We start from the raw sequence: 26,245 nt of genomic DNA on the forward strand, positions 1-26,245 counted from the left end.
AGTCGGGAGAGATCATGAGGTTTCGGGGTGCCGGTGCGGTCGTCGCGGGTGTCGTCCTGCTGATGTCCGGCGCAGTGTCCACCGCCCAGGCGGACGACGCCTCACCACCCTCATTCGTCGTGCCCACAGGCGCGGGGCTTCCCCAGACCGGCCGTAGTGCCGCCGCCGCGTATGCGCACGACCACCCGGGCAGCGCGCCTGCCGGATCCAACGATTTCTCCTGTACGCCCTCCGCGGACCACCCCGAGCCGGTCGTGCTCGCGCACGGCACGGACGCCAGCGCCTACGCCGACTGGGCGGCCCTGTCGCCGATGCTCGCCGCGGACGGCTACTGCGTGTTCGCGCTCGACTACGGCGGTGCGCCGGGCGCCGATTCGTTCGGGACCGAGGACATCGTCGCGAGCGCGGGGGAGTTCGGCCGGTTCGTCGACCGGGTCCGCGACGCCACCGGCGCCGGCAAGGTCGACGTCGTCGGCTACTCGCAGGGCGCGAACGTCACCAGGTACTACGTCAACAAGCTCGGCGGCGCCCCGTTCGTCGACCACTGGGTCGGACTCGCGTCGCCCAGCTACGGGGGAGTGATGTATGGCCTCGTTCCGGTCGTGCAGGCGCTGCCCGGCGGCCCGGAGTTCGCCCGCACGGTGACGTCGGTGGCCGTCAGTCAGCAGATGCAGGGCTCGCCGTTCATGAACGACCTCAATTCGGGCGGTGACACGGTGCCCGGCGTCTCGTACACGACGATCGGGTCACGGTTCGACGAGATGATTCAGCCGTACACGAACATGGCGCTCCGCGGCGCCGGTGCGGTCAACATCCTGATCCAGGATCGATGCCCCGAGGACGGCACCGGGCACTTCCGCGCTCCGTACGATCCATTCGCACTCGATCTCGTCCGTGCGGCGCTCGACCCGGACGCGGTTCCGCTCGCTCGCTGCGAGTTCGTCCCGATCGGCGCGGGCATCTTGGAGGTCGTCGTCGACAGCAACCGCTAGCTCACGACGGACAGAAGCGGGGAGCCGTGCACTGAACGGCTCCCCGCTTCTCGTGTGTGACTGCTACTCCGCCAGTTTCGCGACGGCCTGCGCCCACAGGAAGTACTTGTTGGTGCCGAGGTCCTTCACGGTCTTGATGTTGAACGCGGCCGCCAGGTGTTCGGCGTCGGAATCGCTCACGCCCTGCAGGGCGGCGACGGGGGCGCCTGCCAGTTCTTCGACGGGCTTCGTCTCGTAGGCCTTGTCGAACTTGCTCTCGATTCCTGCCATCGTTACCTCCAGAGGTTCGAAAACGGGACACCGGCCCGACCGTTCGCGCCGGCCTCAGAACAGTCAATACCCGTCCGCCGTCGCTGTGTGCGGTTCCGCGGAATCGCTTCGCCGACCGTTCGCCGAGTGTCACGGCCCGGGTGCGACTCCCTAGACTGGTCGGCACATCGTCGATCAAAGGGGAGCTTCCTTCGTGAGTACCGTTTCGGCCCGCGCAGCGGTCCACCGTCCGTCGTGTGGGTCGCCGGCGTGCGCATAGTCTTCGCCGGAACCCCCGAGCCCGCCGTTCCCTCCCTCGAACGCCTGATCCGTTCGCCACGCCACGACGTCATCGCGGTGATCACCCGCCCCGACGCGGTCGCTGGGCGTGGACGCAAGGTGGTTCGCTCACCGATCGGCGCACTCGCCGACTCCCACGGCATCGAGGTGCTCACGCCCGAGCGGCCCACGGAACCGGAGTTCCTGGCGCGCCTCACCGACCTCGCACCCGACTGTGCGCCCGTCGTCGCCTACGGCGCGCTGCTGCCGCAGAAGGTACTCGACATCCCGGTCCACGGCTGGGTGAACCTGCACTTCTCGCTGTTGCCGGCGTGGCGCGGGGCCGCCCCCGTGCAGGCCGCGATCGGCGCGGGCGACGACATGACCGGCGCGAGCGCGTTCCGGCTGGAGGCGGGGATGGACACCGGTCCGGTCTACGGGGTGGTCACCGAGCGGATCCGGGACACCGACACCGCAGGCGACCTCCTCGGACGCCTCGCCGACAGCGGCGCCGTGCTCCTGGAGTCGGTGCTCGACGGGATCGAGGACGGCGCGATCACCGCGGTCCCGCAACCGGCCGAGGGGGTCTCGCACGCCGCCAAGGTGACGGTCGAGGCGGCCCGGATCCGGTGGGACAGAACGGCTGCGGTGGTGGACCGGCACGTCCGGTCGGTGACCCCCGCGCCCGGCGCCTGGACGACGATCGGTGATCTGCGCGTCAAGGTCGGCCCGGTCACCGTGACGGACGAGCGACTGGAGCCGGGGGAAATCGCCGTGACCAAGTCCGGATTTCTGATCGGGACGTCCACGGTGGCGGTGCGGCTCGACCGCGTCCAGCCGCAGGGGAAGAAACAGATGGCCGCCCTGGACTGGGCACGAGGCGCACGACTCGACGCGGAGGTACGGGCACAGTGAGCGAATCCAGAAGGCCCGCACGCCGCGGCCAGTCCGGCTCGGGTGGCCGCAACGACCGTCCCCGGCAGGCGCGCCGCCCCGACGCGTCCCAGTCCGGACTCGACCAGCCGCGGCTCGCCGCGAGGGACGTGCTGCGCGCCGTCCGGGAACGCGACGCCTACGCCAACCTCGTCCTGCCCGGGCTGCTGCGTGAGCGGCGCCTGGACGGCCGTGACGCCGCCCTCGCCACGGAACTGGCGTACGGCGCCGCCCGTGCCCGCGGACTCCTCGACGCCGTGATCGCCGACTGCGCGGGCAGGCCGATCGCCGAGATCGACGGCCCGCTCCTCGACGTTCTCCAGTTGGGCGCCTACCAGCTGCTGCGCACCCGCGTCGCCCCGCACGCCGCCGTCGCCACCTCCGTCGACCTGGTCCGCGCGGAGGCCGGTCCGGGGAAGGCTGGCTTCGTCAACGCCGTGCTGCGCCGGGTGTCGGAGCGGTCGGAGGCGGAATGGGTGGAGCGTCTCGCCCCGGCCGACCCGGTGGGGCGGCTGGCGTTCGAGCACGCGCACCCCACGTGGATCGCGCAGGTGTTCGCGGACGCGCTCGGCGCCGACGCCGGGGAACTCGAGGACGTGCTCATCGCCGACGACGCGCGGCCCGCGGTCCATCTCGTCGCCCGCCCCGGGGAGATCTCGTCGGAGGAACTCGCGCTCGCCACCGGCGGCGAGGTGGGCCGGTACTCGCCGTACGCCGTCTACCTGGACGGCGGCGACCCGGGTCTGCTCGACGCGGTCCGCGAGGGGCTCGCCGGAGTGCAGGACGAGGGCAGTCAGCTCGTCGCCCGCGCGCTGTCGCTGGCGCCGCTGGACGGACCGGACACCGGCCGCTGGCTCGACCTGTGCGCGGGCCCCGGCGGCAAGGCCGCCCTGCTCGGTGCACTCGCCGGGATCGAGGGCGGGCGCCTCGACGCAGTGGAACCGGTGGCACACCGCGCGGACCTGATCCGCAAGACGACGAAGGAACTTCCCGTCGACGTGCACGTCGCCGACGGCCGCGATCCTGGGCTGGAGGGCGGGTTCGACCGCATCCTGGTCGACGCGCCGTGCACCGGACTGGGTGCGCTGCGCCGGCGTCCGGAGGCGCGGTGGCGCCGGCAGCCGTCGGACGTGGCGGGTCTCGCGAAGCTGCAGCGGGAACTCCTCGCGTCGGCCGCCGAGCTGGTTCGCCCCGGCGGCGTGATCCTGTACGCGACGTGTTCGCCGCACCTGTCCGAGACGGTGGCCGTGGTCGCGGACGCGGTGCGGCGCCACGGGCTCACGGCGCTCGACACGCGCGAACTCGTTCCAGGGGTGCCCGGTCTGGGAGACGGTCCGAGTGTCCAGCTCTGGCCGCACCGGCAGGGGACCGACGCGATGTTCATGGCCGCGTTGCGCAAGCCGTAGGACGGTCGCCTTCCCCCTATCGGAAAACTTGAGTAGAACCTGTTTCACTTTTGTTGTGAAACGTGTTCTAATTCTTCTCGCGACAGAGACGTACGTCACGAAGCGAGTGGAGGACTTCAGATGAATCGGGTAGCGGGGAAGGTCGTTCTGATCACCGGAGCGGCGCGGGGCCAGGGTCGAAGTCATGCAGTGCATCTCGCCGACGAGGGCGCCGACATCATCGCCTTCGACCTCTGCGAGGACATCGCATCCAACGAGTACCCGCTGGCCACCGAGGCCGACCTCGCGGAGACGGGACGGCTCGTCGAGAAGGCGGGGCGCCGCGTCGTCACCGCCAAGGTGGACGTGCGCGACCGGGCGGCGCTGCGCCGCGAGCTCGACGCCGCGGTCGCGACGCTGGGACGGCTGGACGTCGTCGTCGCCAACGCGGGGATCGCGCCCCTCGGAAACGACGTACCCGTCGAGGGCTTCGTCGATGCGTTCGACGTCGACTTCGTCGGTGTGGTCAACACGATCCACTCGGCCCTCCCGCACCTGGACGCCGGCGCGTCGATCATCGCGACGGGATCAGTGGCCGGGCTGGTCCCGCAGACCGGACTGAACGGACAGCAGGCCCTGCAGGGGCCGGGCGGCGACGGCTACGGCCTCGCCAAGAAAATGCTGTGGACATACACCAACTCGCTCGCCCTCACCCTGGGCCCGAAGTCGATCCGCGTCAACGCGATCCACCCCACCAACTGCAACACGGACATGCTGCAGAGCCCCCCGATGTTCCGCACGTTTCGACCCGACCTCGAGAACCCGACCGCCGAGGACGCGAAGGTCACGTTCCCGTTCATGCAGGCGATGCCCACCCCGTGGGTCGAACCCGAGGACATCTCGCACGCGGTGGTGTTCCTGTCGTCCGACGAGTCCCGGTTCGTCACCGGTCAGCAACTCAGGGTCGACGCCGGGGCGGGCCTCAAGCTCGGCGTCTGACGCCGATCCGATGAGGGTCCGGGCCGGTGTGCGGGCGCCGCCCGGGCCCTCGCCTTCCCGTCAGGTCTGGTCGAACTGCTTGCGCAGCTTCGCCGGGGCCTTGATCCGCCAGGCGTCCCGCAGCAACTCGGTCAGCTGCGGGACGTCGACGTTCTCGAGGTCCACGAGGATCGAACCGTGGCCGTCGTAGTGCGCAGTGGTGTAGAACGGCGCGCCCTCGGCGAGCAGGGCCGCCTTCTCGTCGAGGTCGCACATCACCACCAGGCCGCCGTCCGACTCGGCCCGCAACCGGGCGAGCAACTTGCCCGCCACTTTCAGTGCCGGAGTGTTGTACGACGTGCTCTCCTGCACCTCCGGCAGCGACGCACCGATCGCCACGACGTCCGTCCAGGTCGGCATGCGCCCAGTATGGACCGCGTGACCCGGCCCCCACACGCGTACGACTAAACTTCGGCGCGTGGCAACCCCGATGATCGCACCGTCCATTCTCTCTGCCGATTTCGCGCGTCTCGCCGAGGAGGCGGACGCGGTCGCCGGTGCCGACTGGCTGCACGTCGACGTGATGGACGCACATTTCGTGCCCAACCTGACCCTCGGCCTGCCCGTCGTGGCGAGTCTCCTCGCGGCGACGGACATCCCGCTCGACTGCCATCTCATGATCGACGACCCAGGCCGCTGGGCGCCGCCCTACGCGGAGGCCGGCGCGCACAACGTCACGTTCCACGCCGAGGCGACCGACGACCCCCGGTCCGTCGCCCGCGACATCCGCGCCGCCGGCGCCAAGGCCGGCCTCAGCGTCAAGCCCGGCACGCCGATCGAGCCGTACCTGGAGATCCTGAAGGACTTCGACACGCTCCTCGTCATGAGCGTCGAACCCGGCTTCGGCGGTCAGTCGTTCATCCCGGAGGTCCTGTCGAAGGCGAAAGCCGTCCGCCGCCTCGTCGACTCCGGTGAGCTGCGCCTCGTAGTGGAGATCGACGGCGGCATCAACGCCGACACCGTCGAGGCCGCCGCCGAGGCCGGTGTCGACTGCTTCGTCGCCGGCTCCGCCGTCTACGGCACGAGCGATCCCGCGGAGGCCGTGCGCGCCCTGCGGGCCAGCGCCGCGAAGGCGTCGCCGCACCTGAGCCCGTCCCGGTAGCGGCACCCGGCACATCGTGAACCCCCACGTGCGGCACGAGAATTCGGTGGCGGACCTCGACGCCGCGATGCAGATCGCGATCGGCGCCGCGGAGTCGGCGCGCGGATTCACCAGCCCGAACCCGGCGGTCGGCGCGGTGGTCCTCGACGCCGCCGGGCGCATCGCCGGCGTCGGAATGACGCAGCCGCCTGGCGGCCCCCACGCCGAGGTCGTCGCGCTGCGGGAGGCGGGGGACGCCGCCCGCGGCGGCACCGCCGTCGTCACGTTGGAACCGTGCAACCACACCGGCCGCACCGGGCCGTGCTCGCGGGCGCTGCTCGACGCCGGTGTGGTCGCCGTGCACTACGCGGTCGGCGACCCCAACCCGGAGGCCGCGGGCGGCGCCGAGACCCTCGTCTCCGCGGGCGTCGAGGTGACGTCCGGTCTGCGCGCGCAGGACGTCGAACGCGGCCCGCTGCGGGCCTGGCTGCATCGGCAGCGCACCGGACGACCACACGTGACCTGGAAGTACGCGGCCACACTCGACGGGCGCAGCGCGGCCGCCGACGGCACCAGCCGGTGGATCACCGGCCCCGAGGCGCGCGAACGGGTGCACGCCGACCGCGCGAAACTCGACGCGATCGTGGTCGGGACGGGGACGGTGCTGGCCGACGACCCGCGCCTGACCGCCCGGACGCCCGACGGGTCGCTCGCGGCGCACCAACCGGTGCGCGTCGTCGTCGGACTCGGCGACATCCCGCCCGGCGCGCACGTCCTCGACGACTCGGCGCCCACCCTGCTGCTGCGCACCCGGGACGTCGACGAGGTCCTCGCCGCGCTCGCCGAGTACACCGACGTGCTGCTCGAGGGCGGGCCCCGGCTGGCCGGCGCGTTCCTCGCCGCGGGCCGGGTCGACCGCATCCAGGCGTACCTCGCCCCGCTGGTCCTCGGCGCGGGCACGTCCGCCGTGTCGGAGGCGGGTGTGCACACGATCGACGGCGCCCTGCGGTTCCGGCACGAGTCGGTCGAAACAATCGGCCCCGATCTTTTGTTGAGTCTGGTTCCAGCAGTGTCCGAAAACCCTGACAGTCACCGAACGTAGGAGAAGCCACAGTGTTCACCGGGATCGTCGAAGAGTTGGGTGAAATCGTCGCCAAGGAAGAACTGGCCGACGCCGCACGGTTCACCGTGCGTGGTCCGGTCGTGACTTCCGATGCGTCGCACGGCGATTCGATCGCGGTGAACGGTGTGTGCCTCACTGTCGTCGAGGTACTCGCCGACGGCTCCTTCACCGCGGACGTCATGCAGGAGACGCTGAACCGGTCGAGCCTCGAGAAGATCGACGTGGGCAGCCGCGTCAACCTGGAGCGGGCCGCCGCGCTGAACAGCCGCCTCGGCGGCCACCTCGTCCAGGGCCACGTCGACGGTACCGGGCACATCATCAGCCGCAGCCCGTCCGAGAACTGGGAGGTCGTGCGCATAGCCCTTCCCGACGCCATTTCCCGGTACGTCGTGGAGAAGGGCTCCATCACGGTCGACGGTGTGTCGCTGACGGTGTCGGCGCTCGGCGGGGAACGCGGCGCCGAATACTTCGAGATCTCGCTCATCCCGACCACGCTGCAACTGACCACGCTCGGGGCGGCGTCCGTCGGGACGCCCGTCAACCTCGAGGTCGACGTGATCGCGAAGTATGTGGAGCGGCTGCAAGCGGCCGGCCGTTGAGTCGTACTGTTGAGGAGCATCCCACGGATGCATCCGTTGTATTCGAAGATGCGTCAGTCAAGACTTTGGAGACCGAGCACGTGACCAGGTTCGACACTATCGAGCGCGCCGTTGCGGATATCGCCGCAGGCAAGGCTGTCGTCGTCGTCGACGACGAAGACCGCGAGAACGAGGGAGACCTCATCTTCGCCGCGGAGAAAGCCACCCCCGAGTTGGTTGCCTTCATGGTTCGATACACCTCCGGCTACCTGTGTGTGCCGCTCGACGGCGCCGACTGCGACCGGCTCGGCCTGCCCCCGATGTACGCCACCAACCAGGACAAGCACGGCACCGCGTACACCGTCACCGTCGACGCCCGCGAGGGCATCGGCACCGGCATCTCCGCGTCCGACCGCGCCGCCACCATGCGGTTGCTGGCCGACCCGAACTCCGGCGCCCAGGACTTCACCCGCCCCGGCCACGTCGTGCCGCTGCGGGCCAAGGAGGGCGGCGTGCTGCGCCGTCCCGGCCACACCGAGGCCGCCGTCGACCTCGCCCGGATGGCCGACCTCCGGCCGGCCGGCGTGATCTGCGAGATCGTCAGCCAGAAGGACGAGGGCCACATGGCCCAGACCGACGAACTGCGGGTCTTCGCCGACGACCACAACCTCGCGCTGATCTCCATCGCCGACCTCATCGCGTGGCGCCGCAAGCACGAGAAGCACGTGGTGCGGGTCGCGTCCGCGCGCATCCCCACCCGGCACGGCGAGTTCACGGCCGTCGGTTACACGAGCATCTACGACGACGTCGAGCACGTGGCCCTGGTCCGCGGCGACCTGCCCGGCCCGGACGGCGACGGCAGCGACGTGCTGGTGCGCGTGCACTCCGAATGCCTCACCGGCGACGTGTTCGGCTCGCTGCGCTGCGACTGCGGTCCCCAGCTCGACGCCGCCCTGGACATGGTCGCGCAGGAGGGCCGCGGGGTGGTCCTGTACATGCGCGGGCACGAGGGCCGCGGCATCGGCCTGATGCACAAGCTGCAGGCCTACCAGCTGCAGGACGCCGGTTCGGACACCGTCGACGCCAACCTCGAGCTCGGGCTGCCCGCCGACGCCCGCGACTACGGCATCGGCGCGCAGATCCTGGTGGACCTCGGCATCTCCTCGATGCGGCTGCTCACCAACAATCCGGCCAAGCGGGTCGGACTCGACGGCTACGGGCTGCAGATCACCGAGCGGGTGTCCATGCCGCTGCGAGCCAACGCCGAGAACCTGACCTACCTGCGCACCAAGCGCGACCGCATGGGCCACGACCTGATCGGGCTCGACGACTTCGAAGCGGGGGAGATGCTGTGAGCGGCGAGGGACTGCCGGAGCTGCAGCTCGGGGAGGCCGGCGACCTCCGGCTCGCCATCGTCGCAGGCAGCTGGCACGCCGAGATCTCCGAGGCGCTGATCGCCGGCGCGCAGAAGGTGGCCGCCGAGGCGAACGTGAAGAACGTCACGCTGGTCCGCGTCGCGGGCGCCATCGAACTGCCCGTGGTCGCGCAGGCGCTGGCCCGCAGCCACGACGCCGTCGTCGCGCTCGGTGTCGTGATCCGCGGCGGGACCCCGCACTTCGAATACGTCTGCGACGCCGTGACGGCCGGTCTGACCCGGGTCTCGCTGGACGAGGGCACCCCGGTCGGGAACGGTGTGCTCACCACGGACACCGAGCAGCAGGCCGTCGACCGCAGCGGCCTGCCCGGATCCGTCGAGGACAAGGGCGGGCAGGCGTGCGCGGCCGCACTCGACACCGCCGTCACGTTGGCGCGGCTGCGCCGGGCCGAGGAGTCCTTCGCATGATCCGGATCCACCCGTGACAACCCCCGAATCCGAGTGGACACTCGTCGCGAAGCCCCGCAAGTCCCGCCGCTACGCCATCGGCGTGGCGGTCCTGCTCGTCGTCGTGCACGTGACGTTCGCGATCCTGTTGCGCGGCGATTCGACGGGCGTGTACTTCCGGCTCGCCGACCAGCTGGCGTTCGCGGGCATCGGCTGCCTCCTCGCGGCCGGCGTGTTGCTGCTGACCCGCCCGCGGGTGCGCATAGGGCCCCGCGGCATCGCCGTGCGCAACGTGCTCGGTGAGCGCATCGTCGACTGGGACCTGTACGAGGGGCTGTCCTTCCCGGACGGCGCGGCATGGGCCCGGATCGAACTGCCCGACGACGAGTACCTGGCCGTGATGGCCATTCAGTCGAACGATCGCGAGTACGCCGTGGACGCCGTCGACCGCTTCCGCGCGCTCGCGTCGGAGTACGCGACGTCCTGACCGGTGGGCCGCCCCTCCGCGACGTCGCGGATGCGGGGTTGGTCGGTGGCGCCGACTAACGTGGAGGGGTGCCCGATCCTTCGACATATCGCCCCGCGACCGGAACGATTCCGGTCGACCCGGGGGTGTACAAGTTCCGCGATCCGCACGGCCGGGTCATCTATGTCGGGAAGGCGAAGAGTCTTCGATCACGGCTGAATTCCTATTTCGCCGACGTCTCGACGCTGCACCCGCGCACCCGCCAGATGGTGACCACGGCCGGCAGTGTCGAGTGGACCGTGGTGAGCACCGAGGTCGAGGCGCTCCAGCTCGAATACAACTGGATCAAGGAATTCGATCCCCGGTTCAACGTCCGCTACCGCGACGACAAGACGTACCCGGTTCTCGCGGTCACCCTCAACGAGGAGTACCCGCGGCTGTTCGTCTACCGCGGCCCCCGGCGCAAGGGTGTCCGCTACTTCGGCCCCTACTCGCACGCGTGGGCCATCCGCGAAACCCTCGACCTGCTGCTGCGGGTCTTCCCCGCCCGCACCTGCTCGGCCGGGGTGTTCAAGCGGCACAACCAGATCGGCCGGCCCTGCCTGCTCGGCTACATCGACAAGTGCTCCGCGCCGTGCGTCGGACGCGTGTCCGCGGCCGAACACCGCCAGATCGTCGAGGACTTCTGCGACTTCCTGTCGGGGCGCACCGACAAACTGGTCCGCCAGCTCGAGGCCCGGATGCAGCAGGCGTCCGAGGAACTCGACTTCGAGACGGCGGCGCGACTGCGCGACGACGTGGGCGCGTTGCGGCGGGCACTCGAGAAGCAGGCCGTCGTGCTCGGCGACGGGACCGATGCCGACGTCGCCGCGTTCGCGACCGACGAACTCGAGGCCGCGGTCCAGGTGTTCCACGTCCGGGGCGGCCGCGTCCGCGGGCAGCGCGGCTGGGTGGTCGAGAAGGCCGGCGACGTCATCGACTGGGCCAGCGTCGATTCCGCGGCGGGCTCGGACCTGCCGTTGCTCGTCGAGCAGTTCCTCACCCAGTTCTACGGTGAGCAGGCGGCGCTGTCGGGCGCGGCCGACCCGGAGGCGGGCAGCAGCGGGGTGCCGCGGGAGGTCCTGGTGCCGGTGCTGCCGCCGGACGCCGAGCAGGTACAGGAATGGCTCAGCGGTCTCCGCGGTTCCGCCGTCCGTCTCCGGGTGCCGCAGCGCGGCGACAAGAAGGCACTCGCCGAGACCGTACAGCGCAACGCGATGGAGGCGCTGCAACAGCACAAGCTGCGCCGCGCCGGCGACTTCACGTCGCGGTCGGCGGCCCTGCAGGGCATCCAGGAGGCCCTCGACCTGGACTCGGCGCCGCTGCGCATCGAATGCGTCGACATCAGCCACGTGCAGGGCACCGACGTGGTGGCCTCCCTCGTCGTCTTCGAGGACGGCCTGCCGCGAAAGTCCGACTACCGGCACTACGCCATCAAGGAAGCCGCAGGCGACGGCCGCTCCGACGACGTCGCCAGCATCGCCGAGGTCACCCGGCGCCGGTTCCTCCGGCACAACCGTGACGTCGGGGTGCTGCGCGCGGAAGCGGCCGGGGCGGACGCCGACCAGGTGTCCGGCGGCGACGGCGGCGACCTCGCTCCGGAGGCGGCGATCGACCCGCAGACCGGCAGGCCGCGGCGGTTCGCGTACCCGCCGAACCTGTTCGTCGTCGACGGCGGTGCCCCGCAGGTGGCCGCGGCCTCGGCGGTGCTCGACGAATTGGGCATCACCGACGTCGCCGTCGTCGGGCTGGCCAAGCGGCTCGAGGAGGTGTGGGTGCCGGGGGAGGAGGACCCGGTGATCCTCCCGCGCACCAGCGAGTCGCTGTACCTGCTGCAGCGGGTGCGGGACGAGGCGCACCGCTTCGCGATCACGTTCCACCGCAGCAAACGGTCCCGCCGGATGACGGCCTCCGCGCTCGACTCGGTCCGCGGTCTCGGCGAGACCCGGCGCAAGGCCCTGGTGACGCATTTCGGATCCGTCGCCAAACTCAAACAGGCCTCCGTCGAGGAGATCACCGCGGTGCCCGGCATCGGAACGGCCACGGCGAAGGCGGTACTCACCGCTCTCGGGGCGGAGGAACCGTCTGCGGACGTCGTGGGAGTGGGGGATGATGAACCAGATCGGAACGGGCCGGGCACGGCAGAACGGAACGGCGCGGACCTACCCCGCGAACCGGTAGGGCAGCACGGCCCGGCAGCACAGAGCGCATCGCAACGGACAGGTGTCGAGTGAACGAGCAGCACGCGCAGAGCGACCGTCCGCCCACGGTTCGGCCGATGGACTTCCTTCTCGTCACCGGGCTCTCCGGGGCGGGTCTGCAGACCGCGGCGAAGGTCCTCGAGGACCTCGGGTGGTACGTCGCGGACAATCTTCCCCCGGAACTGATCTCCCGGATGGTGGATCTGAGCCTGGAATCCGATTCGCGGCTCGAGCGGCTCGCCGTCGTCATCGACGTGCGTTCCCGGTTGTTCACCGGCGACCTCGGCTGGGTCCTCACCGAACTCGAGAGCAAGCCCGTGCACACGAGGGTGCTGTACCTCGACGCGTCGGACGAGGTCCTGGTCCGCCGGTTCGAACAGGTCCGGCGCAGTCACCCGCTGTCCGGCGGCGGTGCCGAGGGCACCCTGTCGGAGGGCATCGCCGCCGAGCGTGACCAGCTCGCGAAGGTGAAGGCCGCCGCGGATCTGGTGATCGACACGTCGTCCCTCGCCGCGCACCAGTTGCGGCAGAAGATCGAGGACGCGTTCGGCGACGCCGAGAACCGCACCATGCAGGTAACAGTCCAGTCGTTCGGTTTCAAGTACGGTCTTCCGATGGACGCCGATCTCGTCTGCGACGTCCGGTTCCTGCCCAACCCGCACTGGATCCCCGAGTTGCGTCCGCACACCGGGCAGAACGCGGACGTGCGGGACTACGTGTTGTCGCAGGATGGTGCGGACGACTACCTCGCCACGTATCACCACCTGCTGGATCTGACGATCGCCGGATATCGTCGGGAGGGGAAGCGCTACATGACCATCGCGGTGGGATGCACCGGGGGGAAACATCGCAGTGTCGCCATGTCGGAGGCCCTGGCGGGCCGGCTCGGAAAGGACTCCGGGCTGAACGTGCGCGTCGTCCATCGGGATCTGGGGCGCGAATGAGGCCGGTGCACCAGGCGCCTGCGATCGTCGCGCTCGGCGGTGGCCACGGGCTGTTCGCCACCCTCAGCGCCGCCCGCAGGCTCAGCCGTGACGTGACCGCCGTCGTCACCGTGGCGGACGACGGCGGATCCTCCGGACGGCTCCGCGCCGAACTCGGCGTCATCCCGCCCGGGGATCTGCGGATGGCGCTCGCCGCGCTCGCCGCGGACGACCCCGAGGTGCAGGACTGGACCGACACCATCCAGCACCGATTCGGCGGAATCGGCGCCCTCGCCGGACACTCGGTGGGCAATCTCATCCTCGCCGGTCTCACCGAGGTGCTCGGCGACCCCGTCGCCGCGCTCGACGAACTCGCGCGGCTGCTGCGGATCGACGGGCGGGTGCTGCCGATGTCGCCGATCGCCCTCGACATCGAGGCCGACGTGCAGGGCCTCGAGGCGGACCCGCGGGTCAGCCGCTGCATCCGCGGTCAGGTCGCGGTCGCGACCACCCCCGGCAAGGTGCGCCGCGTGCGGTTGCTGCCGGCGAATCCGCCCGCATGCCCGGACGCGGTCCGGGCGATCGACGTCGCCGACATGGCCGTTCTCGGCCCCGGGTCGTGGTTCTCCAGCGTCATCCCGCACGTTCTCGTGCCCGAACTCCTCGACACGCTGATCGCCACCCCCGCGCGGAAGGTGCTGGTACTCAACCTGGCTCCGGAACCCGGCGAGACCGCGGGATTCTCCACCGAGCGTCATCTGCACGTACTGTCCCAACACGCACCCGAACTCACCGTCGACTACGTCGTCGTCGATTCGGGTTCGGTTCCACCGGGGCGCGAGCGCGAGCACCTCGCCCGCGCCGCCGGACAGTTCCGGGCACGCGTCGTGTACGCCGACGTGTCGGAGCACGGCACCCACACGCACCATGCAGGAAAACTTGCGTCCGTTCTCGAACAGCTCTGGAGCGACCCCGAAGCGGGGTCTCGGGGGAGCGAAGCGGCCGAGACACCAGAGGAAAGGGAGAGCGCTTCGTGGCAATGACAGCAGAGGTCAAAGACGAACTCAGTCGTCTCGTCATCACTCACGTGAGTTGCCGGAAGGCCGAGGTCTCGTCGCTGCTGCGGTTCGCCGGGGGATTGCACATCGTCGGCGGCCGGGTAGTGGTCGAGGCGGAAGTGGATCTGGGGTCCACGGCCCGCCGGTTGCGCCGCGAGATCTTCGACCTGTTCACCTACAGCGCCGACGTCCACGTCCTCAGCGCGGGCGGGCTGCGCAAGTCGTCCCGGTACATCGTGCGGGTCGCGAAGGAGGGGGAGGCCCTCGCCCGTCAGACGGGGCTGCTGGACCTGCGGGGCCGTCCGGTGCGCGGGCTTCCCGCGCAGGTCGTCGGTGGCAGCGTCGCCGACGCGGAAGCCGCGTGGCGCGGCGCGTTCCTGGCGCACGGTTCGCTGACCGAGCCGGGCCGCTCGTCCGCGCTCGAGGTCTCCTGCCCGGGCCCGGAGGCGGCGCTCGCCCTCGTCGGGGCGGCGCGCAGGCTGGGCATCTCCGCGAAGGCCCGCGAGGTCCGCGGCACCGACCGGGTGGTGATCCGCGACGGCGAGGCCATCGGCGCGCTGCTCACCCGGATGGGAGCCCAGGACACCCGCCTCGTGTGGGAGGAACGGCGCATGCGCCGGGAGGTCCGCGCCACCGCCAACCGGCTCGCCAACTTCGACGACGCGAACCTGCGCCGCTCCGCCCGCGCCGCGGTCGCGGCCGCCGCCCGCGTCGAACGGGCCCTGGACATCCTCGGTGACGAGGTCCCCGACCACCTCGCGGCCGCGGGCCACCTGCGGGTGGAGCACCGGCAGGCGTCCCTCGAGGAACTCGGCCAGCTCGCCGACCCGCCGATGACGAAGGACGCCGTGGCAGGCCGCATCCGGCGGCTGCTGTCGATGGCGGATCGCAAGGCGAAGGAAACCGGCATTCCGGACACCGAGTCGGCCGTCACCGCAGACCTTCTCGACGACGCCTGACCTCGTCCGCCGTCACCGCCCGCCACCCCGGGTTTCCCTGACGAACGGGACGCCCGTCGCGTCAGATCGAACGAGCGTCCCGTTCGTTCCGGTCGGGGCGGCAGGGCGAAGGGCGCTCGGAGTTGACTGCGCGCGGGCGTCGTCCGCGCACTAGGGTAGGAACCACATCGACCGATGAACCCCTGCGCCGATCACCCGTCGGATGGTGTCGTAGCGGCGCGGGAGCAGAGCTGCACAACCAGAATCATGCACAAAGGAGCAGATTGTGACTGTCCGGGTAGGCGTAAACGGTTTCGGCCGTATCGGGCGTAACTTCTTCAGGGCGGTGGATGCGCAGAAGGCGCTGGGAACCACCGACATCGAGATTGTGGCGGTCAACGACCTCACGGACAACGCTTCGCTGGCGCATCTCCTGAAGTACGACTCGATCCTCGGTCGTCTCCCGCACGACGTCTCGCTCGAGGGTGAAGACACCATCGTCGTCGGAAGCCAGAAGATCAAGGCTCTCGCCATCAAGGAAGGCCCCGCGGCACTTCCCTGGGGCGACCTGGGCGTCGACGTCGTCGTCGAGTCCACCGGCATCTTCACCGACGCAGCCAAGGCGAAGGGCCACCTCGAGGCCGGCGCCAAGAAGGTCATCATCTCCGCCCCGGCCAAGGGCGAGGACATCACCATCGTGATGGGCGTCAACGACGACAAGTACGACGGCAGTCAGAACATCATCTCCAACGCCTCGTGCACCACCAACTGCCTCGGCCCCATCGCCAAGGTGCTCGACGACGAGTTCGGCATCGTCAAGGGCCTCATGACGACGGTCCACGCCTACACCCAGGACCAGAACCTACAGGACGGCCCGCACAGCGACTTGCGTCGCGCCCGTGCCGCCGCACTGAACGTGGTTCCCACCGGAACCGGTGCCGCCAAGGCCATCGGCCTGGTCCTCCCGCAGCTGCTCGGCAAGCTGGACGGCTACGCGCTGCGCGTCCCGATCCCCACGGGTTCGGTCACGGACCTCACCGCGAACCTGCGGAAGTCGGCCAGCGTCGAGGACATCAACGCCGCGATGAAGGCTGCCGCCGAGGGCCCGCTCAAGGGCATCCTGAAGTACACGGACGCCCCGATCGTGTCGTCCGACATCGTCACCGACCCGCACAGCTCGATCTTCGACTCCGGCCTCACGAAGGTCATCGAGGATCAGGCCAAGATCGTGTCCTGGTACGACAACGAGTGGGGTTACTCCAACCGTCTGGCCGACCTCATCGGCCTCGTCGCCAAGTCTCTCTGAGTGAAGGTCCGGTAACAGTGGCAGTTCAGACTCTCGACGATCTTCTGAACGCTGGGGTCGAGGGGCGCGCCGTGCTGGTGCGCTCCGACCTCAACGTTCCGCTCGACGGCGACCGGATCACCGATCCCGGGCGCATCCTCGCTTCCGCACCGACGCTGAAGGCGCTGGCGGAGGCGGGCGCCAAGGTCATCGTCACCGCCCATCTGGGTCGCCCCAAGGGCGAGCCCGACCCGCAGTACTCCCTCGCACCGGTGGCGGCCAAGCTCGCCGAGGTGCTGGGCCGCAACGTCCAGCTCGCCGGCGACGTCGTCGGGCAGGACGCGCTGGCACGCGCGGAGGGACTCACCGACGGCGACGTCCTCCTGCTGGAGAACATCCGCTTCGACCCGCGGGAGACCAGCAAGGACGAGGCCGAGCGGACGAAGCTCGCCAAGGCCCTGGTCGAACTCGTCGGCGACGACGGTGCGTTCGTGTCCGACGGGTTCGGTGTCGTGCACCGCGCGCAGGCGTCGGTGTACGACGTCGCGAAGCTGCTCCCGCACTATGCGGGCACGCTCGTCGACGCCGAGATCGAGGTGCTCGGCAAGCTCACCGAGGAGCCGGAGCGGCCGTACGCGGTCGTGCTCGGTGGTTCCAAGGTGTCGGACAAGCTCGCGGTGATCGAGGCACTGGCCCCCAAGGTCGACACCCTCGTCATCGGCGGCGGCATGTACTACACGTTCCTGGCGGCGCAGGGCGTCTCGGTCGGCAACTCGCTGTGCGAGGAGTCGATGATCGACACGTGCAGGGCGCTGCTCGAGCAGTACGCCGACGTCATCCACATCCCGCAGGACGTGGTCATCGCCGATTCGTTCTCGGCCGACGCCGAGTCGAAGATCGTGTCGGTGCTCGAGATCCCGGACGGCTGGATGGGACTCGACATCGGACCGCAGTCGGTTCGCCGGTTCGCGGCGATCCTGACCAGCGCGAAGACCGTGTTCTGGAACGGCCCGATGGGCGTGTTCGAGTTCGAGAAGTTCGCCGCGGGCACCAAGGGTGTCGCCGAGGCGATCATCGAGGCCACCGGCAAGGGCGCGTATAGCGTCGTCGGTGGCGGTGACTCCGCCGCGGCGGTGCGCCAGCTCGGTCTGCCCGAGGACGGTTTCTCGCACATCTCCACCGGTGGCGGCGCCTCCCTCGAGTACCTCGAGGGCAAGGAACTCCCCGGCATCGCAGTTCTGGAGGGCTGAGGCATGGCACGGAAGCCGCTGATCGCCGGCAACTGGAAGATGAATCTGAACCACCTCGAGGCCATCGCGCTGGTTCAGAAGATCGCCTTCTCGCTCCCGGCGAAGTACTTCGACAAGGTCGACGTGACGGTGATCCCGCCGTTCACCGACATCCGCAGCGTGCAGTCCCTGGTCGAGGGCGACAAGCTCCTGCTCACCTACGGTGCGCAGGACGTGTCGGCCCAGGATTCGGGCGCGTACACCGGCGAGATCAGCGGTTCCATGCTGGCCAAGCTGGGCTGCACGTTCGTCGTCGTCGGGCACTCGGAGCGCCGGACGCTGCACGGTGAGGACAACGACACCGTGCTGGCCAAGACCAAGGCCGCGCTGAAGAACGGGATCACCCCGATCGTCTGCATCGGTGAGGGCCTCGATATCCGCGAGGCCGGCGAGCACGTGTCCTACAACGTCGAGCAGCTGCGGGGTTCGCTCGCCGGGCTGTCCGCCGAGGACATCGCCAAGGTCGTCATCGCGTACGAGCCGGTGTGGGCCATCGGCACCGGCCGGGTGGCCAGTGCCGCGGACGCGCAGGAAGTCTGCGCCGCGATCCGCGCCACGCTCGGCGAGCTGGCCTCGCCGGACGTCGCGTCCGGTGTCCGCATTCTGTACGGCGGCAGCGTCAACGCGAAGAACGTCGGGGAGATCGTCGGTCAGACGGATGTGGACGGCGCTCTCGTGGGCGGCGCCTCGCTGAAGGCCGACGAGTTCGCCACCCTGTCGGCGATCGCCGCGGGCGGACCCCTGCCGTAAGGCGCTTTCGGCGCTCGTGCGCCTTTTCGGTAGCGGTGGGTACCGGAAAGGCGCACGAGCGCGGAGCGCCTGTAGGGTGTACGAGGTCGTAGTTGTTCCTACTGGATGGGTGGACGTAGACAGACATGGAACTGTTCCTGGATATCTTGCTGGTGATCACCAGCTTGCTGCTGATTCTGCTGGTGCTGCTGCACCGCGGTAAGGGCGGCGGTCTGTCCAGCCTGTTCGGCGGCGGTGTCCAGTCCAGCCTGTCCGGTTCCACCGTGGTCGAGAAGAACCTCGACCGGCTCACCGTCTTCACCGGTCTGATCTGGTTCATCGCCATCATCGGCATCGGGCTGGAGATCAAGTTCGGCTGATCGGCTTCATCATGCGGACGGGCCGTCACCGGTCGATACTGGATGCATGATCGAAACCCCACGTGAGGCCACTGAACCACTCCGCGAAGACATTCGGCTCCTGGGCGGCATCCTCGGTCAGATAGTGCGGGAACAGGCCGGAGACGGCGTCTTCGACCTCGTCGAGAAGGCCAGGGTCGAATCGTTCCGGGTGCGTCGTTCCGAGATCGACCGCGCCGATCTGGCCGACATGTTCACCGAGGTGTCCACGAGCGCCGCCATTCCCGTCATCCGAGCTTTCAGCCATTTCGCCCTGCTGGCCAACCTCGCCGAGGACAACCACCGCGAACGCCGGCGTGCCGTCCACGTCGCCGCCGGTGAACCCGCCCCCGACAGCACCCTGACCGCCACGTTCGCCAAGCTCGACGCCGCTCACCTGAACAGCGACGTCGTCGCGGACGCGTTGCGCGGGGCGCTCGTGTCGCCGGTCATCACCGCGCATCCCACCGAGACCCGTCGCCGCACGGTATTCGAGACCCAGACGCGGATCACCGAACTGATGCGGTACCGCGAACGCACCGCGCTGACCGAGTCCGAGACGGCCGACGTCGACGTCCGGTTGCGTCGGCAGATCCTCACCCTGTGGCAGACCGCGCTGATCCGGTTGTCGCGGTTGCGGATTCAGGACGAGATCGAGGTCGGGCTGCGGTACTACGACGCGGCGCTGTTCGAGGTCGTCCCGAAGATCAACGCCGAACTGCGCAGTGCCCTGCGGTCGCGGTGGCCGGACGCCGATCTGGGCCGGGAACCGATTCTGCGTCCCGGATCGTGGATCGGCGGGGACCGCGACGGCAATCCCTACGTCACCGACGAGGTGGTCCGCCAGGCGACCACCCGCGCCGCGGCCACCGCGCTCGAGCATCATCTCGGGCAACTCGAGACGCTCGAGCGGGAACTGTCCATGTCGGCCCGTCTCGTCACCGTCACACCGGCCCTCGACCTCCTGGCCGCGGCATCCCAGGACGATTCGCCGTTCCGCGCCGACGAGCCGTACCGGCGTGCCGTGCGGGGCATCCGGGGGCGTCTCACGGCCACCGCGCACCGCATCCTCGGGGAGGCCCCGGACCACGGGCTCGACCTCGGGCTCGCACCCTACGACACGCCGCGGCAGATGCTCGGCGAACTCGACGTCGTCGACGACTCGCTGCGGCGCGGCGGCGACGGCACGATCGCCGACGACGGACTGGCGACCCTGCGGGACTCGGTGGAGGTGTTCGGTTTCCACCTCTCCGGCCTCGACATGCGGCAGAACTCGGACGTGCACGAGACCGTCGTCGCCGAACTGCTGGCGTGGGCGGGTGTGCACGCCGACTACTCGTCGCTGTCCGAGGACGAGCGGGTGGAGTTGCTGTCGGCGGAACTGTCCACCCGGCGCCCCCTGACCACGGCGAACGCCGAGTTCAGCGAGCTCACGGCAAAGGAACTCGCCATTCTCCAGGCCGGCGCCGACGCCGTGCGGACCCTCGGTGCGGGCGCGGTACCCAACTACATCATCAGCATGTGCACCTCCGTCAGCGACATGCTCGAGGCTGCGGTCCTGCTGAAGGAGGTCGGCATCCTCGATCCCGGATCGGGGGAGGCGCCGACCTGCCCGGTGGGCATCGTGCCGCTGTTCGAGACGATCGAGGACCTGCAACAGGGGGCCGCCACCCTCGAGGCCACCCTGGAAGTCCCGATCTACCGGGCCCTGGTGTCGGCGCGCGGCGACGCCCAGGAAGTGATGCTCGGGTACTCCGACTCCAACAAGGACGGCGGCTATCTGGCGGCCAACTGGGCGCTGTACCGCGCCGAGCTGGACCTGGTCGACGCGGCCCGCAAGACGGGAATCCGGTTGCGGCTCTTCCACGGTCGCGGCGGCACCGTGGGCCGCGGCGGCGGACCCAGCTACGAGGCGATCCTCGCGCAGCCGCCCGGTGCGGTCGCCGGATCCCTGCGGATCACCGAACAGGGTGAGGTGATCGCCGCCAAGTACGCGGAACCTCGCCTCGCGCAACGCAATCTCGAAACGCTGCTCGCCGCGACCCTCGAGGCCACCCTCCTCGACGTCGAGGGCCTCGGCGACGACGCCGAACCGGCGTACCGCATCCTCGACGAACTCGCCGCATTGGCCCGCCGCGCCTACGGCGAATTGGTGCACGAGACACCCGGATTCGTGGAGTACTTCGAGATGTCGACCCCGGTCGCGGAGATCGGGGCGCTCAACATCGGCAGCCGCCCGGCCTCCCGCAAGCAGACCACGTCCATCTCCGACCTGCGGGCCATCCCGTGGGTGCTGTCGTGGAGCCAGTCCCGGGTCATGCTGCCCGGGTGGTACGGCACCGGCGCCGCGTTCGAGGAATGGACGCAGGGCGACCCCGACCGGGTGGCGACGCTGTCCCGCCTCTACGAGACGTGGCCGTTCTTCCGGACCGTGCTGTCGAACCTGGCGATGGTGATGTCGAAGTCAGACATGGGTCTCGCCGCCCGCTACGCGGAACTCGTCCCCGACGAGGAACTGCGCCGACGGGTGTTCGGCAAGATCGCCGAGGAGCACGAGCGGACCATCCGGATGTACAAGGCCGTCACCGGGAACGACACACTGTTCGCCGACAATCCCGGTCTGGAGCGGTCGGTGCACAACCGGTTCCCGTACCTCGAGCCGCTCAACCACCTGCAGGTGGAACTGCTGCGCCGCTACCGGGCCGGGGACGACACCGATCAGACGCGCCGCGGCATCCAGCTCACGATGAACGGGCTGGCGACCGCACTGCGCAACAGCGGGTAGCAGAGCCGGTTTCCGCGCCCGCGAGAAAGTGCACGAACTTTCTTGCCGGGCGCGGGAACCGAACCGCCCGTCCCTGCGTCAAAACGGGAAAGAGCACTGTTTCCGAGACGAAGTGGGGCGACGGATGAGGCGATGCGCGGGTGACCCGGTCTATTGGCGCGGCGGAATCGGGCGGCGGGGGACGCGGGCGGCGAGCTCGCATCGGGCCGGCCGCATCGTCACCGAATGCCGGGTCACCCGGACACCGGTCGAACGGGACCCCCGGTCGCCCGCCGGGTTACCGGGAGACGACGAGGACCCCGTCGGATGACAGCGTCGGTTCGGCAGGCGTCAGTTCGGCAGCAGAGACGCGGCCGACGTGTCGAGCAGCCACCGGGTGGCAGAGAGTCCGCGGGCGCCGGACGCCGGGATCTCGACGGGCGGTGCGCCCGCGATCGCGGCGGCCACGGCCTCGGCCTTGGCGTCACCGGACACGACGAGCCACACCTCGTCGGCGTGCCTGACGGCGGGCAGGGTCAGCGTCACCCGCACCGGCGGCGGCTTGGGGGAGTCCGTCACCGCGACGACGAACCGGTGCTCCTCGCGGACCGCGTCGGTGTCGGGGAACAGCGAATTGACGTGTCCCTCACCGCCCATGCCGAGCAGGTGGACGTCGAAGACCGGGACCTGCCTGCCGTCGGAGTGGGCCCCGAGCACCTGCGCGTACGCGACGGCGGCCGCCTCCGGGTCGTTTTCGTAGATCCCGTCCGCGACGGGCATGGTGTGCACGCGGTCGGGATCGACGTCGACATGGTCGAGCAGCGCGGCCCGCGCCTGCACGTCGTTGCGTTCCGGATCGCCCGCCGGCAGGAACCGCTCGTCGCCCCAGAAGATGTCGATCGCACGCCAGTCGATGTCGCCCGGGTTCTCCCGGACCTTCTCGAGCAGCCCGATCCCGGTGCCGCCGCCGGTGAGGACCACCGACGCCGAACCGCGATCCTTCTGGGCGGCGACGACGGTGGCGACGAACCGCTCCGCGGCCTTCGTCACCAGCGTGGCGGTGTCGGGGTGCACTTCTACGTGGATGTCACTCATACGTCACCTTCGTCAGCCCGGCGAGTGCGGCCTCGTAGGCCTCGTCGGGGTCCAGTCTGCGTAGTTCTTCGGCCAGGCAGTCGCGGGTCTCCCGCCTGCCCAGCGCCACCAGCGCATCCGGTTTCCCGGTCCGCGACAACGTCGCGGTGGTGCCGGTCTGCGGGCGGCTGATGGTCAGCGTGCCACCGTCCGCGAACGCGAGTGTCACGAACAACGGTCCGACCCTGCGGCTGACGGGCGCATCGAGACGGCCCGCCAGCCATCCGGCGATCATGTCGACGGCGGGCTCGTCCACGAGACCCGACACCACCGCCGATTCGATGCGCGAATGCGGTGGCTGATCGACGGCCGAGGTGATGAGCCCCCGCCACATCGTGATGCGGCTCCACGCCAGATCCGTGTCACCGGACGTGTAGGAGGCGAGGCGGCCCTTGATCTCGGCGGCGGGATCCGCACGGTCCGTGGCGTCGGTGATGCGCCGGATCGCGAGCTTCCCGACCGGGTCCTTCGCGGGGACGGCGGGAGCGGACTCGGGCCACCACACGACGACCGGGGTGTCGGGGAGGAGGAACGGCACCACCACGCTGCTCTCGTGGTCGGCGAGTTCGCCGAACAGGCGGAGCACCACCACCTCGGAGGCGCCGGCGTCACCCCCGACCCTGATCTGGGCGTCCAGCCGTGGTTCGGCGTCGCGGGAACCGCGGGCGACGACGATGACACGACAGGGATGTTCCCGGCTCGCCTCGTTGGCGGCGTCGATGATGTCCTCGGAGTTCTCGCTGTCCCGGGTGCACACCACCAGGGTGAGAACCCGTCCCAGCGTCACCGCCCCGCCGGTCTTCCGGACCTCCACCAGCTTCTTGTTGACCTGGCCGGTGGTAGTCGAGGGGATGTCGATGATCATCTACGGCCTTCTCCATTCGCGACCGGTGCGCTGCATCATTTCGTCCGCGGACGGGGGACCCCACGTGCCTGCCTCGTACGGTTCCGGTTTGCCCTCCGCGGCCCAGGCGGCGAGCGCCGGATCGAGGATCTCCCACGACAATTCGACCTCGGCGTTGACGGGGAACAGGGAGGGTTCACCGAGCAGCATGTCGAGGATGAGGCGTTCGTACGCCTCGGGGGACGACTCGGTGAACGCCTGGCCGTAGCTGAAGTCCATGCTGACGTCGCGGACCTCCATGCTCGATCCCGGGACCTTGGACCCGAAGCGCATCGTCACACCCTCGTCCGGCTGCACCCGGATGACGAGCGCGTTCTGACCGAGTTCCTCGGTCATCGTCTGATCGAACGGCAGGTGCGGCGCGCGCTTGAAGATCACGGCGATCTCGGTGACCCGGCGACCGAGCCGCTTCCCGGTGCGGAGATAGAACGGCACACCCGCCCAGCGGCGGGTGTCGACCTCGAGGGTGATGGCCGCGAACGTCTCCGTGGTGGAGTCCTGCGAGAACCCGTCCTCCTCCAGCAGGCCGACCACCCGGGTACCGCCCTGCCAGCCTCCCGCGTACTGCCCGCGCGCGGTGGTCTCGTCGAGTGGCTGCGCGAGTTTGGTGGCGGAGAGCACCTTGATCTTCTCCGCCTGCAACTCCGACGGTTCGAAGCTGATCGGCTCCTCCATCGCCGTGAACGCGAGGAGTTGCAGCAGGTGATTCTGGATGACGTCCCGCGCCGCCCCGATGCCGTCGTAGTACCCGGCCCGCCCACCGAGACCGATGTCCTCGGCCATGGTGATCTGCACGTGATCCACGTAGTGGGCGTTCCAGATCGGATCGAACAACTGGTTGGCGAAGCGCAGCGCCAGGATGTTCTGAACGGTTTCCTTGCCGAGGTAGTGGTCGATCCGGAAGACGGTGTCCTCGGGGAAGACCTCGTTCACGACCGCGTTGAGCTCACGTGCGCTCGCGAGGTCGTGACCGAACGGCTTCTCGATGACCACCCGGCGCCACTGGCTGTCGGTCGACCGGGCAAGGCCGGCCTCGGACAGCTGCTTGAGGACCACCGGGAACGCGTCCGGCGGAATCGCGAGATAGAACCCGTGATTGCCGCCGGTCCCGCGTTCGCGTTCGAGCGTGGCGAGGGTGTTCGCCAGTTCCTGGAAGGACGCCGGGTCGTCGAAGCTGCCCTTGACGAACCGCAGGCCCTCCGACAGCCGCTCCCACACGTCCTCCCGGAACGGGGTGCGGGAATGATCGCGCACGGCATCGTGCACGATCTTGCCGAAATCCTCGTCCGACCAATCCCTGCGGGCGAACCCGACCAGAGCGAACCCGGGCGGCAGAAGACCACGATTGGCCAGATCGTAGATGGCGGGCATCAACTTGCGCCGCGCCAGGTCGCCGGTGACACCGAAGATCACCAGCGCACACGGCCCGGCGATGCGTGGTAGGCGCTTGTCCCTACTGTCGCGAAGTGGATTGACCCAATCGTCTGACGCTGCGGGATCGCTCACGTATCAGCTCTTCTGCCCTGCTGCGCGCAGCTGCTCCGCGGTGGCCTCCAGGAGTTCGTTCCAGGACACCTCGAACTTGTCGACGCCCTCGTCCTCGAGCACCTTGAACACGTCGGGAAGGTCGATGCCGACGGCGGTGAGCTGGTCGAAGATCTCCTGCGACGCGACCGCGGTACCGGAGACGGTGTCGCCCGCGACCTCGCCGTGGTCGGCGAACGCGTCGAGGGTCTTCTCCGGCATCGTGTTCACGGTGTTCGGGGCGACCAGATCGGCGACGTACAGGGTGTCCGGGTAGGCGGGGTTCTTGACTCCCGTCGACGCCCACAGTGCGCGCTGCGGGCGGGCACCGGTTTCGAGCAGGCCCTGGAACCGCGGCTGCACCTCGAAGACCTGCTGGTAGGCAGCGTAGGCGAGGCGGGCGTTTGCGAGGCCGGCCTTGCCGCGCAGCGCGAGAGCGTCGGGGGTGCCGATCTTGTCGAGCCGCTTGTCGATTTCGGTGTCGACGCGGGAGACGAAGAACGAGGCGACCGAGTGGATCCGTGACAGGTCGTGGCCGGCCGCCTTCGCGGCCTCGAGGCCGTCGAGGTAGGCGCCCATGACGAGCTCGTAGCGTTCCACCGAGAAGATCAGCGTGACGTTGACGCTGATGCCCTCACCGAGCACCTTGGCGATGGCCGGGATGCCGGCCTCGGTGGCCGGGATCTTGATGAACAGGTTCGGGCGGTCGACGATCTTCCACAGTTCGACGGCCTGCGCGACGGTCTTGTCGGCGTCGTGGGCGAGGCGCGGGTCGACCTCGATGGACACCCGGCCGTCGACGCCGTGGCTCGCCTCGAACTGTGGGGCGAGGACGTCGCAGGCGGCGCGGACGTCGTCGGTGGTCACCGTGCGGATGGTGGCCTCGACGTCGGCGCCGCGTTCGGCGAGTTCCCGGACCTGTGCGTCGTAGACGTGGCCCTTGCTGAGTGCGGCCTGGAAGATCGACGGGTTGGTGGTGACGCCGACGATGCTCTTGCTCGCGATGAGTTCGGCGAGGTTGCCGGACTCGATGCGGTCACGGGAGAGGTCGTCGAGCCACACCGAGACGCCGGCTTCGGAGAGCTTCTGGAGGTTGGGGTTCTGGGTCATGGC

Annotated in this window: 25 protein-coding genes; 19 read left to right on the top strand and 6 right to left on the bottom strand. The window is 69.6% G+C overall.

Translation table 11 applies throughout. The features are described from left to right. Positions 1-14: 14 nt before the first annotated feature. The gene (locus tag I1A62_RS44765) at positions 15-992 is read left to right on the top strand and encodes a triacylglycerol lipase (protein WP_219458245.1); all 978 of its coding nucleotides are present in this window, start codon (positions 15-17) and stop codon (positions 990-992) included. 63 nt (positions 993-1,055) lie between these two features. Here the strand turns inward: I1A62_RS44765 and I1A62_RS44770 are convergent, their stop codons facing one another. Further along, the gene (locus tag I1A62_RS44770; RefSeq protein ID WP_015890616.1) at positions 1,056-1,262 is read right to left on the bottom strand and encodes a hypothetical protein; all 207 of its coding nucleotides are present in this window, start codon (positions 1,260-1,262) and stop codon (positions 1,056-1,058) included. A gap of 249 nt (positions 1,263-1,511) precedes the next feature. Here I1A62_RS44770 and fmt point away from each other — a divergent pair, with 249 nt between their 5' ends. From fmt to I1A62_RS44785, 3 genes are all read left to right on the top strand, one after another. Further along, positions 1,512-2,435 carry a methionyl-tRNA formyltransferase gene (gene fmt / locus I1A62_RS44775; protein ID WP_219458246.1) on the top strand — a complete coding sequence of 308 codons (924 nt, stop codon included), beginning with the start codon at positions 1,512-1,514 and terminating at the stop codon, positions 2,433-2,435. After that, the gene (locus I1A62_RS44780; protein ID WP_124390900.1) at positions 2,432-3,859 is read left to right on the top strand and encodes an RsmB/NOP family class I SAM-dependent RNA methyltransferase; all 1,428 of its coding nucleotides are present in this window, start codon (positions 2,432-2,434) and stop codon (positions 3,857-3,859) included. The genes fmt and I1A62_RS44780 overlap by 4 nt, the downstream gene beginning before the upstream one ends. Positions 3,860-3,979: 120 nt before the next feature. Further along, positions 3,980-4,837 (top strand): mycofactocin-coupled SDR family oxidoreductase, encoded by an 858-nt coding sequence (locus tag I1A62_RS44785; protein ID WP_219458247.1) that lies wholly within the window; start codon positions 3,980-3,982, stop codon positions 4,835-4,837. Between the two features lie 60 nt (positions 4,838-4,897). Here I1A62_RS44785 and I1A62_RS44790 read toward each other — a convergent pair whose 3' ends face one another. Then, positions 4,898-5,236 (bottom strand): MmcQ/YjbR family DNA-binding protein, encoded by a 339-nt coding sequence (locus tag I1A62_RS44790; protein ID WP_124390902.1) that lies wholly within the window; start codon positions 5,234-5,236, stop codon positions 4,898-4,900. Between the two features lie 58 nt (positions 5,237-5,294). On the opposite strand from I1A62_RS44790, the gene rpe reads away from it, so the two are divergent. From rpe to ppc, 15 genes are all read left to right on the top strand, one after another. Further along, on the top strand, positions 5,295-5,978 hold the full coding sequence (gene rpe, locus I1A62_RS44795) for a ribulose-phosphate 3-epimerase (protein ID WP_219458248.1): 684 nt from the start codon (positions 5,295-5,297) through the stop codon (positions 5,976-5,978). Between the two features lie 28 nt (positions 5,979-6,006). After that, entirely contained in the window at positions 6,007-7,059 is a 1,053-nt protein-coding gene (gene ribD, locus I1A62_RS44800; protein WP_219461749.1) for a bifunctional diaminohydroxyphosphoribosylaminopyrimidine deaminase/5-amino-6-(5-phosphoribosylamino)uracil reductase RibD, read from the top strand. Between the two features lie 11 nt (positions 7,060-7,070). Further along, a complete protein-coding gene (locus I1A62_RS44805) occupies positions 7,071-7,679 on the top strand; it encodes a riboflavin synthase (protein WP_072942119.1) in 609 nt (202 codons plus the stop codon). A gap of 80 nt (positions 7,680-7,759) precedes the next feature. Further along, positions 7,760-9,013 carry a bifunctional 3,4-dihydroxy-2-butanone-4-phosphate synthase/GTP cyclohydrolase II gene (locus I1A62_RS44810; RefSeq protein WP_124390904.1) on the top strand — a complete coding sequence of 418 codons (1,254 nt, stop codon included), beginning with the start codon at positions 7,760-7,762 and terminating at the stop codon, positions 9,011-9,013. Beyond that, positions 9,010-9,501, top strand: a complete 492-nt coding sequence (ribH, locus tag I1A62_RS44815) for a 6,7-dimethyl-8-ribityllumazine synthase (protein ID WP_124390905.1) — start codon at positions 9,010-9,012, stop codon at positions 9,499-9,501. Before I1A62_RS44810 ends, ribH begins: the two co-directional genes overlap by 4 nt. 13 nt (positions 9,502-9,514) lie before the next feature. Beyond that, on the top strand, positions 9,515-9,967 hold the full coding sequence (locus I1A62_RS44820) for a PH domain-containing protein (protein ID WP_124390906.1): 453 nt from the start codon (positions 9,515-9,517) through the stop codon (positions 9,965-9,967). Positions 9,968-10,035: 68 nt separating this feature from the next. Continuing rightward, positions 10,036-12,219 (top strand): excinuclease ABC subunit UvrC, encoded by a 2,184-nt coding sequence (uvrC, locus tag I1A62_RS44825; protein ID WP_124390907.1) that lies wholly within the window; start codon positions 10,036-10,038, stop codon positions 12,217-12,219. A gap of 44 nt (positions 12,220-12,263) precedes the next feature. After that, the gene (rapZ, locus tag I1A62_RS44830; protein ID WP_072942446.1) at positions 12,264-13,130 is read left to right on the top strand and encodes an RNase adapter RapZ; all 867 of its coding nucleotides are present in this window, start codon (positions 12,264-12,266) and stop codon (positions 13,128-13,130) included. Further along, a complete protein-coding gene (gene yvcK / locus I1A62_RS44835) occupies positions 13,127-14,152 on the top strand; it encodes a uridine diphosphate-N-acetylglucosamine-binding protein YvcK (RefSeq protein ID WP_219458249.1) in 1,026 nt (341 codons plus the stop codon). The genes rapZ and yvcK overlap by 4 nt, the downstream gene beginning before the upstream one ends. Beyond that, positions 14,143-15,126, top strand: a complete 984-nt coding sequence (gene whiA, locus I1A62_RS44840; RefSeq protein WP_037237817.1) for a DNA-binding protein WhiA — start codon at positions 14,143-14,145, stop codon at positions 15,124-15,126. The genes yvcK and whiA overlap by 10 nt, the downstream gene beginning before the upstream one ends. Before the next feature lie 265 nt (positions 15,127-15,391). Beyond that, a complete protein-coding gene (gene gap / locus I1A62_RS44845) occupies positions 15,392-16,411 on the top strand; it encodes a type I glyceraldehyde-3-phosphate dehydrogenase (RefSeq protein ID WP_015890630.1) in 1,020 nt (339 codons plus the stop codon). A 17-nt stretch (positions 16,412-16,428) separates the two neighbouring features. After that, positions 16,429-17,640, top strand: coding sequence for a phosphoglycerate kinase (gene pgk / locus I1A62_RS44850; RefSeq protein ID WP_219458250.1), 1,212 nt, complete (start codon positions 16,429-16,431; stop codon positions 17,638-17,640). 3 nt (positions 17,641-17,643) lie between these two features. Next, on the top strand, positions 17,644-18,429 hold the full coding sequence (gene tpiA / locus I1A62_RS44855; RefSeq protein ID WP_219458251.1) for a triose-phosphate isomerase: 786 nt from the start codon (positions 17,644-17,646) through the stop codon (positions 18,427-18,429). A gap of 125 nt (positions 18,430-18,554) precedes the next feature. After that, positions 18,555-18,788, top strand: coding sequence for a preprotein translocase subunit SecG (secG, locus tag I1A62_RS44860; protein ID WP_015890633.1), 234 nt, complete (start codon positions 18,555-18,557; stop codon positions 18,786-18,788). 46 nt (positions 18,789-18,834) lie between these two features. Continuing rightward, positions 18,835-21,591 (top strand): phosphoenolpyruvate carboxylase, encoded by a 2,757-nt coding sequence (ppc, locus tag I1A62_RS44865; protein WP_219458252.1) that lies wholly within the window; start codon positions 18,835-18,837, stop codon positions 21,589-21,591. A gap of 330 nt (positions 21,592-21,921) precedes the next feature. Here the strand turns inward: ppc and pgl are convergent, their stop codons facing one another. Genes pgl through tal form a run of 4 tightly spaced genes read right to left on the bottom strand, consistent with a single transcriptional unit; the run spans position 21,922 to position 26,242 of the window. Then, the gene (gene pgl, locus I1A62_RS44870) at positions 21,922-22,665 is read right to left on the bottom strand and encodes a 6-phosphogluconolactonase (RefSeq protein WP_219458253.1); all 744 of its coding nucleotides are present in this window, start codon (positions 22,663-22,665) and stop codon (positions 21,922-21,924) included. After that, complete coding sequence (gene opcA, locus I1A62_RS44875; RefSeq protein WP_124390913.1) at positions 22,658-23,569, bottom strand: glucose-6-phosphate dehydrogenase assembly protein OpcA; 912 nt, start codon at positions 23,567-23,569, stop codon at positions 22,658-22,660. The genes pgl and opcA overlap by 8 nt, the downstream gene beginning before the upstream one ends. Next, positions 23,570-25,114 (bottom strand): glucose-6-phosphate dehydrogenase, encoded by a 1,545-nt coding sequence (gene zwf, locus I1A62_RS44880; protein ID WP_124390914.1) that lies wholly within the window; start codon positions 25,112-25,114, stop codon positions 23,570-23,572. Positions 25,115-25,117: 3 nt separating this feature from the next. Further along, positions 25,118-26,242: a transaldolase gene (gene tal / locus I1A62_RS44885; protein WP_218269582.1), complete on the bottom strand. Its 1,125-nt coding sequence runs from the start codon at positions 26,240-26,242 to the stop codon at positions 25,118-25,120. Positions 26,243-26,245 lie beyond the last annotated feature (3 nt).

This window comes from Rhodococcus sp. USK10, from assembly GCF_019378875.1.
In the GTDB taxonomy this organism is placed as follows: Bacteria; Actinomycetota; Actinomycetes; order Mycobacteriales; family Mycobacteriaceae; genus Rhodococcus_F; species Rhodococcus_F pseudokoreensis.